A 14,956-nucleotide genomic window follows, 5' to 3' on the forward strand; every position below is an offset into this window, starting at 1 on the left:
GGAGAAAAAGAAATGACCCCATATTGGGTCGGCACCAGCTGGAAGATGAACAAGACGCTGGCGGAGGCATTGCAGTTCGCCGATACGCTGGCGGCATTCGTGCCTGGCTTCGATCCGGCGATACACCCTTTCGTCATTCCACCCTTCACCGCCGTGCGCGAGGTCAAGGCGGCACTCACCGCGACCCGCGTGAAGGTCGGCGCACAGAACATGCATTGGGCCGATGCCGGAGCCTGGACGGGGGAGGTGTCACCGCTGATGCTAAAGGATTGTGGGCTGGACCTGATCGAACTCGGCCACAGCGAGCGTCGCGAGCACTTCGGCGAGACGGATACGACCGTCGGGTTGAAAACGGCTGCGGCGGTTAGGCACGGCTTCGTGCCACTGATTTGCGTCGGTGAGACGCTGGCCGAGCGCGAAGCTGGACGCGCCGACGAGATTTTGACGGCGCAGGTGCTTGGTGCGCTGCAAGGCTTGAAGGAGAAGGAGCTGTCGGCGGAAATCCTCTTTGCATACGAGCCTGTGTGGGCGATCGGCGAGAAAGGCATCCCGGCAAGCGCCGACTACGCCGACACGCAACAAGCGCTGATCAAGCAAGTCGCTGCAAGCCGGCTGCCGGCCGCCCCGCCTGTGCTTTACGGCGGCAGCGTCAATCCCGGCAACGCGGCCGAATTGATCGGCATGCGGCACGTCGACGGCCTGTTCATCGGCCGCTCGGCATGGCAAGCGGAGGGCTACATCGACATTCTGAAAAAGGCATCGGCCGCCATCAGGCGCTGACTGTTACGACACGAAAGCAAAAGGAGTTTATTGCATGAAGATCGCCCTCGGAGCTGATAGCGCCGGCAAGCCGTTGCTTGATGTCATCGCCAAGCACCTCGCCACCAAGCCCGAGTTGCAGGTCGTCGACCTGAGCCAGGCCGGATACTACGCCGACATCTCCGCCAAGGTCGGCCACGAAATTCTGGGCGGCAATTATGACCGGGCCATCCTGTTCTGCGGCACCGGCATCGGCGTCTGCATCTCGGCCAACAAGGTGCCTGGCATCCGTGCCGCGCTCACCCACGACACCTATTCGGCAGAGCGCGCGGCAAAATCGAACAATGCCCAGATCATTACCATGGGCGCCCGCGTGATCGGTCCCGAACTGGCGAAATCGATCGCCGACGCCTGGCTTGTTTCGGAGTTCGATCCGAACGGCCCCTCCGCGGGAAACGTTCAGGCCATCGACAGGCTGGATGCGGTCAAGGCCTGAACCGGCGTCATTCGGCCAGGCTCTTGCGGATGGCGTCGATGACGGTTACGGCGGACGCAGCCCCCGGATCCATATGGCCAAGCGAGCGCTCGCCAAGGCGCGATGCCCGGCCCTTGGCGGCGATCATCGTCTTGGTCGCCTCCGCGCCGGTCCTTGCTGCATCGGCCGCGGCCTCGAGACTGACGGCCAGACCCTTGCCGGCGGCCAGCGCCTCGCCCGCCGCCTCGGCGGCCGGCGCCCAGGCATCGATCATCGTCTTTTCGCCGACCTCGGCCTTGCCGCGATCCTGAATGCCTTTGGCCATGGCCTGCAACATCGCGACAGCATCCGCCTCGTCAAGCGCCGTCTTGCCCTTCACGGCTGCCGCGCCGCGCATGAAAGCGGTGGCGTAGAGCGGGCCTGAGGATGCGCCGACGGCATTCAGGAACGACTTTGCCGCCATGTTCAGCAGGGTGCTTGGCTCCGTCGCCCCGGCATCCAGCGCCGTGACAGCGTCGCGCGCGGCGGAAAACCCAAGCTCCATCGCGATGCCGTGGTCGGCGTCGCCGATGACGCCGTCAAGCGCACATAGCCGATCCTTGTCGGTTGAGATTGCATCGGCGATGGCCGTGAACATTCCGGCCAGGCGGGCGGTGTCGATTGTCGTCATCTCTTGTGCCTTGGTCACTTGTCGCTCGGCAGGTCTAGCCGGCGCGAAACATGGCGCAGTCGCAGGGATGGTCCAGCATCGCCTGCAATTCGCCGTCAAGCCGGTGCACCGTGATCGAGGCTCCGGCCATCTCTAGCGAGGTGCAGTAGTTGCCGACCCAGGTTGCATGAACGCCGACGCCGATATCGGCCAGGCGCTGCGACAGGCGCCGGTTCATGATGTAGAGTTCCATCAGCGGCGTCGATCCAAGCGAATTGACAAGGACGGCGACGCGGTCGCCGCGTGACGGCGTCATTTCCTCCAGGATACGGTCGAGCATCTCGTCGGTGACTTCGTCGGCGCTTTTAAGCGGCCCGCGCGCGACACCGGGCTCGCCATGGATGCCCATGCCGATCTCCATCTCGTCGGCGCCGATCTCGAAATTCGGCCGCCTGGTCTGCGGCAGCGAGCAAGGCGAGAGTGCGACACCCATGGTGAAAGTGTGGTCGTTGGCCTTTTTGGCTAAGCGCTCGCATTCGTCGAAGGAAAGCATGCGGTCGCAAGCGGCTCCGGCTGCCTTGAAGATGAAGAAATTGCCGGCGACGCCGCGACGCTTGTGCCGTTCCGAGCGTGGTGCGGACGCGACGTCGTCGGTGCTCAGCACGGTGCGCACCTCAATATCGTCCATCGCCGCCATCTCGGCGGCCATGTCGAAATTCATGACGTCGCCGGCATAGTTGCCATACATGAACAGCACGCCGGCGCCGCCGCTCGCCGCCTTGGCGCATTCGAGGATCGGATCCGGGGGAGGGGACGCGAAGACGTTTCCGATCGCCGCCGCATCGGCCAGGCCCTTGCCGACGAAGCCGAGGAACGTCGGCTCATGGCCGGAGCCGCCACCGATCACCAGGCCAACCTTGCCCGGTCGCGGCCCGTCCCGGGATATTATCGAGCGCGGGCTGCCGGGTATGGCGTCAAGATGCCTCGGATGCGCGGCGAGAATCCCGGCAAGCATCTCGTCGACCGCCTTGCCGCCGTCGTTGATGAGTTTTTTCGTCTTCAATAATCGTCCTCCCAAGACAATGCATATTCGGGGCAGCGCAGGTCTCTGGTTCGTCCCTCAAACCGGATGCGGTCCAGCGACAGCCGTCGGGCAGCGGGTCGCCGCCATTTAACGACCGCACCCAAGTGATAATCACTTGTCGGACTGCCAAGCAAGCTGTCGATTCAACCACCGGTATGAACAGGCTTGCCGTATCGTTATGCGCGGGACGACTGCGCCGCGTGGGCGATCGGATTGGAGCGAGGGGAGCGCCTGTGCTGGAAAAAAATCCTGCGGCGTGTGTCTCAAATCGTCAGGGAACTTGTTGCCGACCGTTGGGTTTATCGGACGCCCTCATGTTTACGGAAGCCGGGCTCGGCAAATACGTCGACGGCTGTCCGTCTACGGCCAATGGCGGACAACAAGTGATAGATTCATGACCAGAATCGAGTCCGGCTCTTGCTTTTGCGGCGCCATAACGGCTGCAATGCATGGCGAGCCATTCTGGATTTGCTCCGATCACGACGACGATTGCCGCAAGGCAATAGGAAGCCCGCTGACGGTCTGGGTGGGCTATCGACCGGCTCAATTCAAATTGCTCACCGGTACGCCAAAGACGTTCTCAAAGACCCGAGTGCTCCGCACCTTCTGCGCCGATTGCGGGACATCCATGGCCTATCTCGACCAGGGGCTTCCTGAAGAACTCTATCTGACAATCGGATTCTTCGATCATCCCGAACGCTTTCCGCCGCAGGCTCATGCATATTGGGACATGAAATTGCCGTGGGTCGAGTTTCGCGATGATCTGCCACGTGTGGGAACATATTCAAGGCAACGCGATCCGGCGGTTGGAAATCCAGCTGATCGGTTGGCCCCAAAAACTCCGCCTATGGAACCCGAATAGCCCCGGCCGAATTGAATTGCGTTTAGTTCGTAAATCTAAAACGCCAGCGGTCAGGGTCTGCTGATGTCTCTTATCCCGGGTTGGCAAGACATCGCGGCACGTCTGATCCTGACCGTGCTCGCCGGTACATTGATCGGCCTCGATCGGGAGGCACGCGGACACGCGGCTGGCCTCAGGACAACCATCCTGGTCGGGCTGGCCGCAGCGATCGCGATGACGCAGGCCACCATTCTGCTTGGGGTCAGCGGCAGTAGTTCGAACTCCTTTCTCCGGATGGACGTTCTGCGCTTTCCGCTCGGCGTGTTGACAGGCGTCGGCTTCATTGGCGGCGGCGCCATTCTTCGCCGGGGCAGTCTTGTCAGCGGCGTCACCACAGCGGCGACGTTGTGGATGATGACAGCGATCGGATTGGCTTTCGGGGGTGGCCAATACGGCCTGGGCGCGGCCGGCACGGCGCTGACGCTGGTCATTCTGCTCGTGTTGAAATGGGTCGATCTGCGAATTCCGCGCGAACGCCACGCTGAGTTGGCGCTCACCTGGAAGGCGACGGACCATGAAGAGCTTGACACCATCGTCGGGCCTTCGGGCTATCGAGCGCGCTTGGTCGGAATGGAGCGACGCCCAGGTCGCGAGAACCCTGTGTTGTCGTTCGAGATCAGCTGGAGGCGGCCTGACAGGGCACCGCCACCGGTGGATTTATTGACCCTGGTGGGCGAGCATTGCGAGATCGAAAAGTTCGATCTCCTCGCCGAATCTGCGCGATAATCGGTGGGCTGAGTGCCATTGGTATAGGCAAGCTCAAAGCAGGTCGTCGCTTATTCACGCCTCGTTCGATACTTATCTATCGAGCGCGAGGCATGCATCGGAAACAGGCAGCAAGATTTGGCACAACGATCGGGAAGCGCAGACCTTCCACTTCATGGCGGACGCGTGCCGAAATGGCTCGGCGACCGCATGACGCGCCTTGGCGCGGTCATGTGCGAGGCGATCATTCACCACTATGGTCGCGATGAGCTGCTGCGCCGGCTGGCACATCCCTTCTGGTTCCAGTCATTTGGCGCCGTCATGGGCATGGACTGGCATTCATCCGGCATCACCACCAGCGTCATCGGCGCCTTGAAACGTGGTCTGGCTCCGCTCTCGGGCGAACTCGGCGTCCACGTCTGCGGCGGCCGGGGCGCGCATTCACGCAAGACCCCGCACGAGCTTGCCGTCATCGGCGAGCGCGTCGGCTTCGACGGAACAGGCCTGGCAACTGCCAGCCGGCTCGTTGCCAAGGTGGATAGCGCCGCCGTGCAGGATGGCTTCGATCTCTATCTGCATGGCTTCATCGTAACGGATGACGGCGACTGGGTCGTAGTGCAGCAGGGCATGAACGGCGACAGCAAGGTGGCGCGCCGCTATCACTGGCTGTCCGAGGGCCTGAAGAGCTTCGTCGACCAGCCGCATGCCGCCATCGAGGGCGCCAACCAGGGTGAAATCGTCAACCTGACCGACCGCCGCGCTGACGCCTCTCGCAAGGGACAACTGGATCTCCTGCACGCCCTTGGACCGGATCGCATCCTGAGGGAGTTCACCGCACTGAAGCGCGGTGCGGCGTGGAACGAGCAGGCGCCGGAGCAGCAGCCGTTGCTGCCGCATCTGGTGATGCCAGCGCACCATGATGTCCGCGAAAGCGATGTCGTCATGCGTCGCCTGCACGGGAACATCGCGGCGGCTGCAGAACGTGGCCCCGCCGATTTTTCCGAACTTCTTCTGGTCCCCGGCGTCGGTGCGCGCACGGTGCGGGCACTGGCGCTCGTTGCCGAGGTGCTGCATGGCGCGCCATGCCGTTTTTCCGATCCCGGGCGCTTCTCGTTGGCACATGGCGGCAAGGACAGGCACCCGTTCCCTGTGCCGCTCAAGGTCTATGACGAGACGATCGGCGTGCTAAAGTCCGCCGTCCACAAGGCCAGGCTCGGCCGTGAAGAAGAAATCGGCGCCTTGCGGCGGTTGGACGACCAGTCACGGCAGGTCGAACGATATGTCACCGGTCCCAGCCTGAAGGAGATCGTCGCCGGAGAGTTCGATCAATCGCATCTGCTTGGCGGCCGCAGCGTGTTCGGGTGGGAATCCGCACCAGAGGCACCTGCGGACGTCAAACAAAAAGGATGATCGGACCGGACCGAGATCAGTGGGCCTGGTCGGCGTTTGGCTTGGGCGATCGGAGCAGCAAGGCCAACGGCACGAACAGGGCCGTCACCACCGCGCAACAGTGAAAGACTTCGACATAGGCGAGCAGCGTGGCCTGGCGGGCGATCAGTTGCCCGATCCAGCCGATTGCCTGCTGTTTCGCCTCGACCATGGGTGAACCCTGGGCGACGAAATGTTCGGTAGCGTGCCGAAGCACCTGCTGATAGGCGGCGGACGATTGCCCGGTGTGGGCGACCAGGTTTGACTGATGGAGTTGCGCGTGTTGAGCAAGCACGGTGTTGGACAGCGACACGCCGATGCTGCCGCCGAGGTTGCGGGCGACGTTGATCAACGCCGACGCCTGGTTGGTCTTTTGCGGCGGGAGGCCGACGTAAGCCGCGGTCGAAATAGGGATAAACAGGAACGGCAGCGCGATCATCAAGAAGACGCGCGCATAGGCAAAGAAGCTGAAGCTGGCATCCGGGGTGATCGAGGTCATGTGCCAGAGGGCGACTGCGACGACCGACATGCCCACCATCATCAGATATTTGGGCTGGACGAGGCCGGTGACGAATCCGGAAACCGGCATCATGAACAGCATGGCGATGCCGCCCGGCATCATCGAGAGGCCCGACAGCAGCGCGGTGTAGGCGAAAGCGGTTTGTTGCAGCTGCGGCATCAGCTGCGTGGTGCTAAACAGAACCGCGCCGACCGCCATCATCACCAGGAAAGACATGCCGAACTGGCGGGTGAACAGCAGGCCGACGTCGACGATCGGGTCGTTGCGGCTCAGTTCCCAGGGGATCAGCAGCAGCAACGCGATGGCCGAAATCACCGCAGCGGTCGTGATGAAGCCCGACGCGAACCAGTCGTTGCGCTGACCTTCGTCAAGGAAGATTTCAAGGCAGCCGAGAGCCGTCGCTACCAGGATGAACCCGACCCAGTCGATCCTGAGGCCGCCTCGCAGCCGTTCCAGGCGTTCGCGTTCGAGCACGTCCGGCTCGACAACCAACCATTGCACCAGCGCCAGCGACATGATGCCGAACGGCACGTTGATGAAGAAGATCCAATGCCAGGAGAAGTGATCCGTCAGCCAGCCGCCTACCGTCGGTCCGACCGTTGGCGCAACGATGACGGCGATGCCGTAGAGGGCGAATGCTTGGGAGCGTTTTTCGGGTGGGAAGGTGTCGGCCAGGATCGACTGTTCGCTTGGCGCCATGCCGCCGCCGCCAAGGCCCTGCAGAATCCTGAACAGGATGAGCAATTCCAGATTGGGCGCCAGTCCGCACAGCAGCGAGGCGAGGGTGAAGGTCGCCACGCAGAACATGTAGTAGCGCTTGCGGCCGATAATGCTCGCCAGCCAGCCGCTGATCGGAATGATCACCGAATTGGCGACGAGGTAGGTGGTGATGACCCATGTACTCTCGTCCATTCCGGCTGCCAGGCTGCCGGCAATATTGCGTAGGGCCACGTTGGCGATGGAGGTGTCCAGCACCAGCATGAAGGTGGCGATGGAAACGACGATGGCGATCAGCCAGGGATTACGTCCACCGGCGGCGGATCGGCTTTCGCCCCTGCTCCCGGCCACTTCGCCGGTCATCGCACCTTGACCGTCGGCACCACCGACATGCCCGGGCCTAGAAGCACATCGGGCGGCTTGTCGAAGACGATCTTGACCGGCACGCGCTGCACCACCTTGACGTAATTGCCGGTGGCGTTTTCGGCCGGCAGCAGGCTGAAGGCGGTGCCGCTGCCGGCTTGGATGCTGTCGACATGGCCACGGAAGGTCTTTTCCGGATAGGCGTCGATGCCGATGTCGACCGGCTGCCCGGGCCGCATCAGGTCGAGTTGCGTCTCCTTGAAATTGGCCTCTACCCAGACTTGGTCGGGCACCAACATCATCAGCACCTGGCCGGGCTGGGCATAGGTACCCTTGGCGGCCGAAATGCTGGTTGCCCGCCCGGCGATGGGCGCGATGATGCTGGTGCGCGACAGCGCCGTGCGGGCCTGGTCCTGGGTGGCCTTCGCCTGTTCGAGCTTAGCCTCAGCGCTCTTGGCCTGTGCCTGCAGGACCGAGACCTGGCTTTTTGCCGAGATCACATTGGCCTCGGCGCTGGCTAACGCGGCTTGGTCCTGGCGCAGCGTCGACGCGGCCTGTTGCGCCTGCTGTTCTGTCGCTGTGCCCCTGGCCAGCAGTGCGCGATTGCGCTGATCCTCTGCCTTTGCGAAATCGAGCGCCGCCTCGGCCTGTGCTGCTTGCCTCTGCGCCTGGTCGATCTTTGCGTCTTGCGCCTTGATCTGGGCGGCGACATCGACGATCTCGGCCTGCGCCGCGGCAACACCGGCATCGGCCTGCTTAAGGGCAGCCTGATAGTCGCTGTCGTCGATGCGCAGGAGAACGCTGCCTGCCTGCACAGGTTGATTGTCGGTAACGGCCACCTCGCTGATACGTCCGGCGATTTCGGCGCCGATGGTTATCGTGCGGGCATCGATGAAAGCGTCGTCGGTCGATTCGTAGAGGCGGGCGTTGAGCCACCAGGTTACAAGCCCTGCCGCGACGAGCAAGAGCACAAGCGTGACTGCCGCCGTCCTGTAGGGATGGCGTTTGGGGAAGCCGAGCAGATTGTTTTTTTGCAGTGGTGAACCGTCCGGTTTTTCCTTGCCAGTCTCTGACTTCCCCTTGCTCGTCTTGGACGACCTCTCCCGACGGCCTCGAACCCGGGCGGGTGCCTCCCGGGTTTCGTCCGAGGGGTTGAAATCCTGCTCGGTTCTTTGGGGTTTTGTGTCCAACGGAATGGCTTTCAGGCAAGACCGAAATGTCGCAGCCGCTGGGAGCTGACCAAAATCAACGGAAGGCACTGCAAAAAGTTCCTGTTCTCGAATGCGCATCAGCGGCCAATGTCAAAATCGGTGCCGGCAGACAGCCGGTGCTTTTGGATGTGCGGAAGCACGGTTCAGCCGACAGCAAATCGTACCAGGATCGCCAGCAGCACAATGCCCACCAGGCCCGCGATAAAGATGATCCGGCGCGTGCGGGTTCGCAGGATGATCTCGCCCTGTCGCGCCTGCTCTGCCGAGAAGACAGGTCCATCGCTGTCCCGATCGTCGCTCATGATCTTCTCCTTTCGCTGATCACTGCTATCGAGGGACAACCATCGAGCGAAGGGCGAGGTTCCAGACTGCGGCCACACCACACCGCGAGAAATCAATCACAGGCGAACTCGGCAACGTCGGAACGGCGGCCGCTGTCGCAAGCGCATCTATCGACGGGCAAGCGTATCCGCGATCTCCCGATCAGGATCGACGATCTGATCGTCACGCTCGTTCGGAGGCCTGATCTAACCACGACGATTTTCAATGGATGACGAAACAATTGCGCTCGATCCTCGTTTGCCCGTCATAGCGAGTGCTGGGATTGTCCTTGCTTGAGGAGGTGACGATGAGCGCGACCGGCTTGGAAGTTTTTGACAAGACCCTGCAGACAACGAACATCTGGCTGGACGAAATCATGGCCGACCACGGGCCGGATAGGCGCGTTGCTTGGCATATGCTGGGTGCTGTTTTACGCACCTTGCGAGACAGGCTGCAAATCGACCTGGCTGCCAACCTGGGAGCAGGGCTGCCGCTTCTCATACGCGGAGCCTATTATGATCGGTATCGGCCGCGTGACCTACCAACCGGTGGCCGTTCATTGGAGGACTTCCTGCAACACGTTGCCGAAGAGATGAAATCCACTCGTCCCGTGAATCCCGCGGAGGCGACCAAATCCGTGTTCAAAGTTCTCGCCAGGCATGTCGACCTCGGCCAGTCGGCGAAAGTGCGAGACGCGCTGCCGAAGGACATTCAGGCGCTTTGGCCCGAGAGCGTCGGGGTCAAATAGCTGTAACATATTAAACTCGGCGGTATCTCGGACGGCGTATCGGGAGGAACTTCGACCGGCCGCGGCCCTGGCCCCGGAACAGGGTCAGGAGATGGTGGAGGAACACCCGGAGGCGGCTCATTCGGCGGAGTTTCCGGCGGGGCAGGCGGCCGAACAGGCCCGGGATTTGGGTTCGGTATCGGCGTGGGATTGTGCGGATCAGGATCGGCCATGAGACGCACTCCTGAAATCTTGCGACAAATTCCCTCCGCGCCACGTTCCCTTACGTTGGCGTGGAGGAGCGGCACTTTGATCAGCGGACGTTCTGCAGCGCCTGTTTGTACTTGGCCGGCAGCGCGTCGCCTTTGTCATAGAAATGGACGTTCGTCGCCTTTTCAGGCAGTTCGACGATCTGCACGAAACGCTGGTTGGTCTTGCCAACATGTGCCGGCTCGACGGTGTATTCCTTTTCGCCACGCTTGGCCTCGAACGTCTGGCGGCGGTAGCCCCTGCGCGCCTGCTCGTATTCGACACGGACACCGTTGACTTCCCTGCCCGTGCGCTTGCGCAGCCTGTGACCTGACTTCCAGCCGATCACCTTGCCGGACACGTAGACGCGTTTGACTTTCGGATACAGCGCGTGGCCGCCGCCGCGGGTCTTCTGGTCAAGATCATAGGTGACGTAGAGCTCTTCGGCGCCGCCCTTGTACTTGGCCTCGGTCGGCCGATAAGACGTATGGACTTCTTCATGAGGTTTCATCGCGAAGCTCCCCAAGTGTCATCGTAGTCGGCATCGGTGCCGATCGCCTTGGCCCGGCTGTTGATCTTGTGCGCCGTGGTCTTGAATTCCTTGAGCGCCTCTTCGCGCAACGCTTCGGCCTTGTCGCCGAACTTCTCGTCCCACGACGGCGCGTAGGTGAGGGTGATGAGGTAGCCCGCCCGCTTGTAGAGCTCGGTCAGGCCGGGTCTGGACTTGGCTTCCTCGACATCCTTGCGGATCTCGCGAAAAACCCGGTCGAGGTCGCTCTTGCTGTCGACCGTACCGTAGATGTGGGTCGTTTGCGGCATAGTTGTTTCTCCTTCCGTTCTGCTCAAGGAGGATCATCTAAGTGTCAACCATCGTGCCGAATTATCGTTCCCGCCAGGTCGCGGATGGCCATTTTGTGAACGCGCCGATTGGCGCGGACGGGAGGGACAAATTCGGTAGGCTAGCCCTCGGTTTTTGGAGAACGTACCTCCACCAGAACCACCTTTACCGGATCGGCGGTCACCCTATGTGCCCACTGTGAAGACAGGTTCAGGGAGCAACAACATGCGTGCACTCATGATTGTCGCCCTTGTGTTGGTCGCAATCACGATGGCGCTTTCGCTCGCGCATGCGTTGGAGTTGCCTGGCAAGTTGCGCCTCAAGGAGGCGACCTACAAATCTGTGCAGGCGATCTACTATCCCGGCTTCACGATCGGCGGATTTGCCGAGATCGGCGGCATCGCCGCGCTCGCCATCCTGCTCTACCTGACGCCATATACGAGCGCCCGATTCTGGTGGACCTTGGCGGCCCTTGTCTTCCTGGCGGCGGAACACGCGACCTATTGGCTGGTCACGCATCCCGTCAACAATTTCTGGGTGCAGGATGTCGCCGTGTCGAGATCAGCAGCAACGTTTTTTTTATGTTCTCGCGAAAGCGAACCGGTGACTGGCGAGACTTGCGCAACCTCTGGGAGGCTTCGCACGTGGCCCGTGCAGTTCTGGCGATGCTGAGCCTGATCTCAATTGCTGTTGCAGCGACACTTTTCGCGGGGCTGTGAGTGGCGCCGGGCGATGCTACTTGTTCGTGCGCATCTTTTGCCTTGGATTGATCCCGCCGGCGGCCGTGGTGTCGTTCTCAACGTCACCCTCGATCGTGCTGTCGCCTTCGAGCTCGACGTCGTCGCCTTCCTTGATTGTCCCTTTGGAGGTGCCGATGCCGGGGTTGTTCCTCAGATCGGCATCGCTCGGTCTCTTCGACTTTGGATGTCTAGTTCCGCTCATGACACATCTCCTTCTGAGAGGGAGTCTTGTCTTGTTTTAAAAACAGCAGAGTGCAGCGAATGTTCCCCCTTAGCCGGAAGTCGCTACCACCATTCGGGAAAGGCACGGCGAGCCGCTGCAGCCAGTGACGCGATCTCCTCGTCGGGCACTGAGCCGTACGGCCAGAGCAGTTGCGGGCCGATCGGCGCCCAGCCGCCCGCCGCCGCCATCGCCTTGTCGAGCGCCGCATCGCTGACATTATAGCGGGCGCGAAAAGACAGGACGTGTGCGGTGAGGAAGGCTTGGATGCGTGCCTCGACCTTGGCAGCCGCCGCCGCGTCGGTGCGGATCATATGCCACCACCTCACAGCGCCCTTCGGGTTGAGGCAAGCGACGTTGGATAGCTGCCATGGGCGCCCTGGGAATATCCCGTTGCCAGCGTATGGCCTGGCACGAAGAACGAGAATCCCGGCAGTTCGCGGCGCATATCGGCGTACCAACTGGCGTCGCCGCCCGGCAGCTTGGCGCCGATGAGCGACGGCACGGCTGCACGCAGTCCGGCGATGCCGTCGAGCGTCAGGCGGCGCTTGGCGTGCGGTGGATTGTAGAGTACCAGCGGCGTGTCCGGTGCGGCCTCCGCCAGTCCGCTGACGAAGCGCATGACCTCGTCGTCGCTGGGCGGCCACCAGTCGGGCAAAGTGAATTGCACTGCCGCCGGGCGCAGCGCCGACACTCGCATCAGCCTCTGGCGCGCGACGCGCGGATGGATTGGCTGATGCCGATCTGGAAAGGGAGGTGCGCACGGCCAGCTGTCCCGGCAACCAGGCCGCAAAGGCGGTCGAACTCGGGTTCAGTCTGGCAGTGGAACTCGCAGGCCGTGCCGTTGGAATAGATACCATCGACGCCTGACGCGCAGAGCCGTGCGATCGTCTCTTCCGTCGCGCTCCAATCGATTGCATCGTGATCGCCGATTGCCAGCATCACCGCGCCCCAGACGCCGCGCGGCGCGTGTGCCGGCAAGTTGGTCAGATGATCGTCCAGGTCAGTGCGCACCGGCGACCTCGTGCTCGCGGCGCGTCGCGTTCGACGCAAAGGCGGCTTCGATGATGCCGATGATCTTGCGGCCGTAGGCGCCGGGGACTGGCACCGGCTTGTCGTCGGCTACTGCATCACGCATTGCTGTCCATTCGCGCACCACTGCATTGTGCATCCAGTCCGGTTCGAACGATCCTGGCAGGTCGGCCCAGATCGTATCGCGCCCCAGCATTGTGCCGCGCTCCATGTCGATGCGCAGCGTTCCCTGTTCGCAGACTAGGTCCATGGCGTAGCCGACCGCGCCATTGCGGTAGCCAACACTTTGGACCTGGCCGATGCCGCCGCCGGCGAAGCGAACCCCGAGCAGGGCGGTATCGTCGGCCTCTTGGTCGTGGAACTTGGCGCCGAGCATGGCGCTCACCGACACGACGTCGTCATCCATCAGCCAGACCAGGCGGTCTAGCGCATGAATGCCGGCGGTCATCAGCATGCCGCCGCCGGTAGCGTTGCGCAGGTGCCAGTCACGGCGATTGTGCTCCATCCACAGCTTGATCATCCAGCTCGATCCGACTAGCGGCCGACCGAGCGATCCTTCTTCCAGCACCTGCCTGGCCGCCATGCAGGGTAGGGAAAAATGCATGAGGTGGGCGACCATGAGCTTGACGCCGCCGGCGGCTACGGCGGCGTTAATCGCATCGCAGGCAGCTACCGTCGGTGCCATTGGCTTTTCGAGCATGATGTGCTTACCGGCCTTTGCCGCGCCAATGGCCATTTCGGCATGAAGATGGTGAGGCGTGGCGACGAGCACGGTGTCGACGTCCTTGTCGTTCAGCAGACTGCGCCAATCGGTATAGCCGCGACCGCCATGTTCGACCGTGAAGGCCTCCAACGCCTGGATATTCTTACGGCAGGACGCGACGAGATGCAGGCCCTGAACTTCCTTGATTGCCCTTGCATGGGCCGCGCCGAAATTGCCCGCTCCGATAATGCCTATCCCAATCATCGTCCGGCCCCTTCATACGCGGCGTCGATCAGCGACATTGCCGCAACGTAGTCTTCGATGGAAATCGCCGGCGCCGCCTTTCGTGCCAGCCGGTCGAGCGTGTCGCTCATGCAAAGACGGTAGCGCGTCGCCGGCAATTCGGTCGGCAGCTCAATGACGGCGCCATCGTCGAGCGTAGCACAGATGGCGCGGTCGCCATGGTCGACGAGGGTCGCATTCGCACAGACGATGCGCCATTCGAAGTCGCCGCCAGGACGCATCGAGGCAAAGGTGTATCCGGCCTCGACGATGAACAACGCGCCAGCATCGTCTTCCAGCACGAGCAGCGCATGGTCCTCGACCGCTGCGGGGTGAATACGATTCTTGACCGAAATGGCTTTTAGGCCAACCCTGCCGGTCGCGAGGCTGAGTGCTGTGTCCACGCCATGTATGCCGAGGTTTCGCAGTGCGCCGCCGCCGCCGACTGCCGGATCCACGACCCAGGGGACGTTTTCTGCCGCATAGCGCTCCGGCGGACCGTTGACGATCCGGAACTGGCAATGCGCGACTGCGCCAGCACGGCCTTGCTGCCGCAGTCTTTCAAAGGCGATGACAGCTGGTCCAAAACGGTTAGGGAGGGGTACGCTGACAAAGGCTTGGTGCCGCCTCGCCAGGTCGCGCAGCGCGACCAACTCGCCGGTGCTGCTGGCCGCCGGCTTTTCCAGGATCAAGGGTAGCTTTGCAGCGATGATAGAGCGTGCCCGCGCAGGCACCGTCGATGGATGTCCCATCAGCAGGACCACATCCGGCGGACTTAAAAGCATCCGGGCGAAGTCCGCGATGAACGGCAAACCATGACGCGCCGCAAAGGCGCGCGCATGCTCCGCGTTCTCATCCCAGATGCCAGCAATTTCTGCGCCACAAGAGCGTGCAGCGTCGAGATGCATTTCGGCGTGCCAATGGCTTGAGCCGGCCAGGACAATCTTCATTTCAGTGACGCATCCTCCACTTGCGGGATATCCTACAAGTCGCTATGCTACAAGCATCGACCGCCGTCGGGCGCAATCGCAG

20 protein-coding genes are annotated in these 14,956 nt (G+C 62.2%); 8 read left to right on the top strand and 12 right to left on the bottom strand.

Going from position 1 to position 14,956, the window contains the following annotated elements:
- The first annotated feature begins 12 nt into the window (after positions 1–12).
- Together EN859_RS20100 and EN859_RS20105 are read left to right on the top strand one after the other, a co-directional pair.
- Positions 13–780: a triose-phosphate isomerase gene (locus EN859_RS20100; protein WP_127854594.1), complete on the top strand. Its 768-nt coding sequence runs from the start codon at positions 13–15 to the stop codon at positions 778–780.
- Between the two features lie 34 nt (positions 781–814).
- Complete coding sequence (locus tag EN859_RS20105; RefSeq protein WP_127854593.1) at positions 815–1,255, top strand: RpiB/LacA/LacB family sugar-phosphate isomerase; 441 nt, start codon at positions 815–817, stop codon at positions 1,253–1,255.
- Positions 1,256–1,262: 7 nt separating this feature from the next.
- On the opposite strand, the gene dhaL is transcribed toward EN859_RS20105, so the two are convergent.
- A complete protein-coding gene (dhaL, locus tag EN859_RS20110) occupies positions 1,263–1,904 on the bottom strand; it encodes a dihydroxyacetone kinase subunit DhaL (protein ID WP_127854696.1) in 642 nt (213 codons plus the stop codon).
- Between the two features lie 34 nt (positions 1,905–1,938).
- The gene (locus EN859_RS20115) at positions 1,939–2,946 is read right to left on the bottom strand and encodes a dihydroxyacetone kinase subunit DhaK (protein WP_127854592.1); all 1,008 of its coding nucleotides are present in this window, start codon (positions 2,944–2,946) and stop codon (positions 1,939–1,941) included.
- 415 nt (positions 2,947–3,361) lie between these two features.
- Between EN859_RS20115 and EN859_RS20120 the strand changes: the two genes are divergently transcribed.
- The 3 genes from EN859_RS20120 (at position 3,362) to EN859_RS20130 (ending at position 5,983) form a co-directional block, all read left to right on the top strand.
- A complete protein-coding gene (locus EN859_RS20120; RefSeq protein WP_127854591.1) occupies positions 3,362–3,829 on the top strand; it encodes a GFA family protein in 468 nt (155 codons plus the stop codon).
- Positions 3,830–3,892: 63 nt separating this feature from the next.
- Positions 3,893–4,594, top strand: coding sequence for an MgtC/SapB family protein (locus EN859_RS20125; RefSeq protein ID WP_127854590.1), 702 nt, complete (start codon positions 3,893–3,895; stop codon positions 4,592–4,594).
- Positions 4,595–4,711: 117 nt separating this feature from the next.
- Positions 4,712–5,983: a DUF763 domain-containing protein gene (locus EN859_RS20130; protein WP_127854589.1), complete on the top strand. Its 1,272-nt coding sequence runs from the start codon at positions 4,712–4,714 to the stop codon at positions 5,981–5,983.
- Positions 5,984–5,999: 16 nt separating this feature from the next.
- Here the strand turns inward: EN859_RS20130 and EN859_RS20135 are convergent, their stop codons facing one another.
- Positions 6,000–7,601: a DHA2 family efflux MFS transporter permease subunit gene (locus EN859_RS20135; RefSeq protein WP_189502114.1), complete on the bottom strand. Its 1,602-nt coding sequence runs from the start codon at positions 7,599–7,601 to the stop codon at positions 6,000–6,002.
- Entirely contained in the window at positions 7,598–8,572 is a 975-nt protein-coding gene (locus EN859_RS20140) for an HlyD family secretion protein (RefSeq protein ID WP_245525637.1), read from the bottom strand. The genes EN859_RS20135 and EN859_RS20140 overlap by 4 nt, the downstream gene beginning before the upstream one ends.
- A gap of 245 nt (positions 8,573–8,817) precedes the next feature.
- Here EN859_RS20140 and EN859_RS38200 point away from each other — a divergent pair, with 245 nt between their 5' ends.
- Together EN859_RS38200 and EN859_RS20150 are read left to right on the top strand one after the other, a co-directional pair.
- Entirely contained in the window at positions 8,818–9,366 is a 549-nt protein-coding gene (locus EN859_RS38200; RefSeq protein ID WP_189502128.1) for a hypothetical protein, read from the top strand.
- A gap of 74 nt (positions 9,367–9,440) precedes the next feature.
- Positions 9,441–9,881 (top strand): DUF2267 domain-containing protein, encoded by a 441-nt coding sequence (locus EN859_RS20150; RefSeq protein ID WP_127854586.1) that lies wholly within the window; start codon positions 9,441–9,443, stop codon positions 9,879–9,881.
- Between the two features lie 292 nt (positions 9,882–10,173).
- Here EN859_RS20150 and EN859_RS20155 read toward each other — a convergent pair whose 3' ends face one another.
- Positions 10,174–10,620 (bottom strand): hypothetical protein, encoded by a 447-nt coding sequence (locus EN859_RS20155; protein WP_127854585.1) that lies wholly within the window; start codon positions 10,618–10,620, stop codon positions 10,174–10,176.
- The gene (locus tag EN859_RS20160) at positions 10,617–10,928 is read right to left on the bottom strand and encodes a hypothetical protein (protein WP_127854584.1); all 312 of its coding nucleotides are present in this window, start codon (positions 10,926–10,928) and stop codon (positions 10,617–10,619) included. Before EN859_RS20160 ends, EN859_RS20155 begins: the two co-directional genes overlap by 4 nt.
- Before the next feature lie 244 nt (positions 10,929–11,172).
- Here EN859_RS20160 and EN859_RS20165 point away from each other — a divergent pair, with 244 nt between their 5' ends.
- Positions 11,173–11,619: a hypothetical protein gene (locus tag EN859_RS20165; protein WP_245525638.1), complete on the top strand. Its 447-nt coding sequence runs from the start codon at positions 11,173–11,175 to the stop codon at positions 11,617–11,619.
- Positions 11,620–11,682: 63 nt separating this feature from the next.
- On the opposite strand, the gene EN859_RS20170 is transcribed toward EN859_RS20165, so the two are convergent.
- The 6 genes from EN859_RS20170 to EN859_RS20185 form a co-directional block, all read right to left on the bottom strand.
- Positions 11,683–11,889, bottom strand: coding sequence for a hypothetical protein (locus EN859_RS20170; RefSeq protein WP_127854583.1), 207 nt, complete (start codon positions 11,887–11,889; stop codon positions 11,683–11,685).
- 83 nt (positions 11,890–11,972) lie between these two features.
- Positions 11,973–12,221, bottom strand: coding sequence for a hypothetical protein (locus EN859_RS40500; RefSeq protein ID WP_348632933.1), 249 nt, complete (start codon positions 12,219–12,221; stop codon positions 11,973–11,975).
- A gap of 11 nt (positions 12,222–12,232) precedes the next feature.
- The gene (locus EN859_RS40505) at positions 12,233–12,601 is read right to left on the bottom strand and encodes a hypothetical protein (protein WP_348632934.1); all 369 of its coding nucleotides are present in this window, start codon (positions 12,599–12,601) and stop codon (positions 12,233–12,235) included.
- 5 nt (positions 12,602–12,606) lie between these two features.
- Positions 12,607–12,921, bottom strand: a complete 315-nt coding sequence (locus tag EN859_RS40510) for a hypothetical protein (RefSeq protein WP_348632935.1) — start codon at positions 12,919–12,921, stop codon at positions 12,607–12,609.
- Positions 12,911–13,906, bottom strand: a complete 996-nt coding sequence (locus EN859_RS20180; RefSeq protein ID WP_127854582.1) for a Gfo/Idh/MocA family oxidoreductase — start codon at positions 13,904–13,906, stop codon at positions 12,911–12,913. The genes EN859_RS40510 and EN859_RS20180 overlap by 11 nt, the downstream gene beginning before the upstream one ends.
- Complete coding sequence (locus EN859_RS20185) at positions 13,903–14,874, bottom strand: Gfo/Idh/MocA family oxidoreductase (protein WP_127854581.1); 972 nt, start codon at positions 14,872–14,874, stop codon at positions 13,903–13,905. The genes EN859_RS20180 and EN859_RS20185 overlap by 4 nt, the downstream gene beginning before the upstream one ends.
- Between the last annotated feature and the right edge of the window lie 82 nt (positions 14,875–14,956).

Source organism: Mesorhizobium sp. M00.F.Ca.ET.216.01.1.1, assembly GCF_004010325.2.
Lineage (GTDB): Bacteria > Pseudomonadota > Alphaproteobacteria > Rhizobiales > Rhizobiaceae > Mesorhizobium.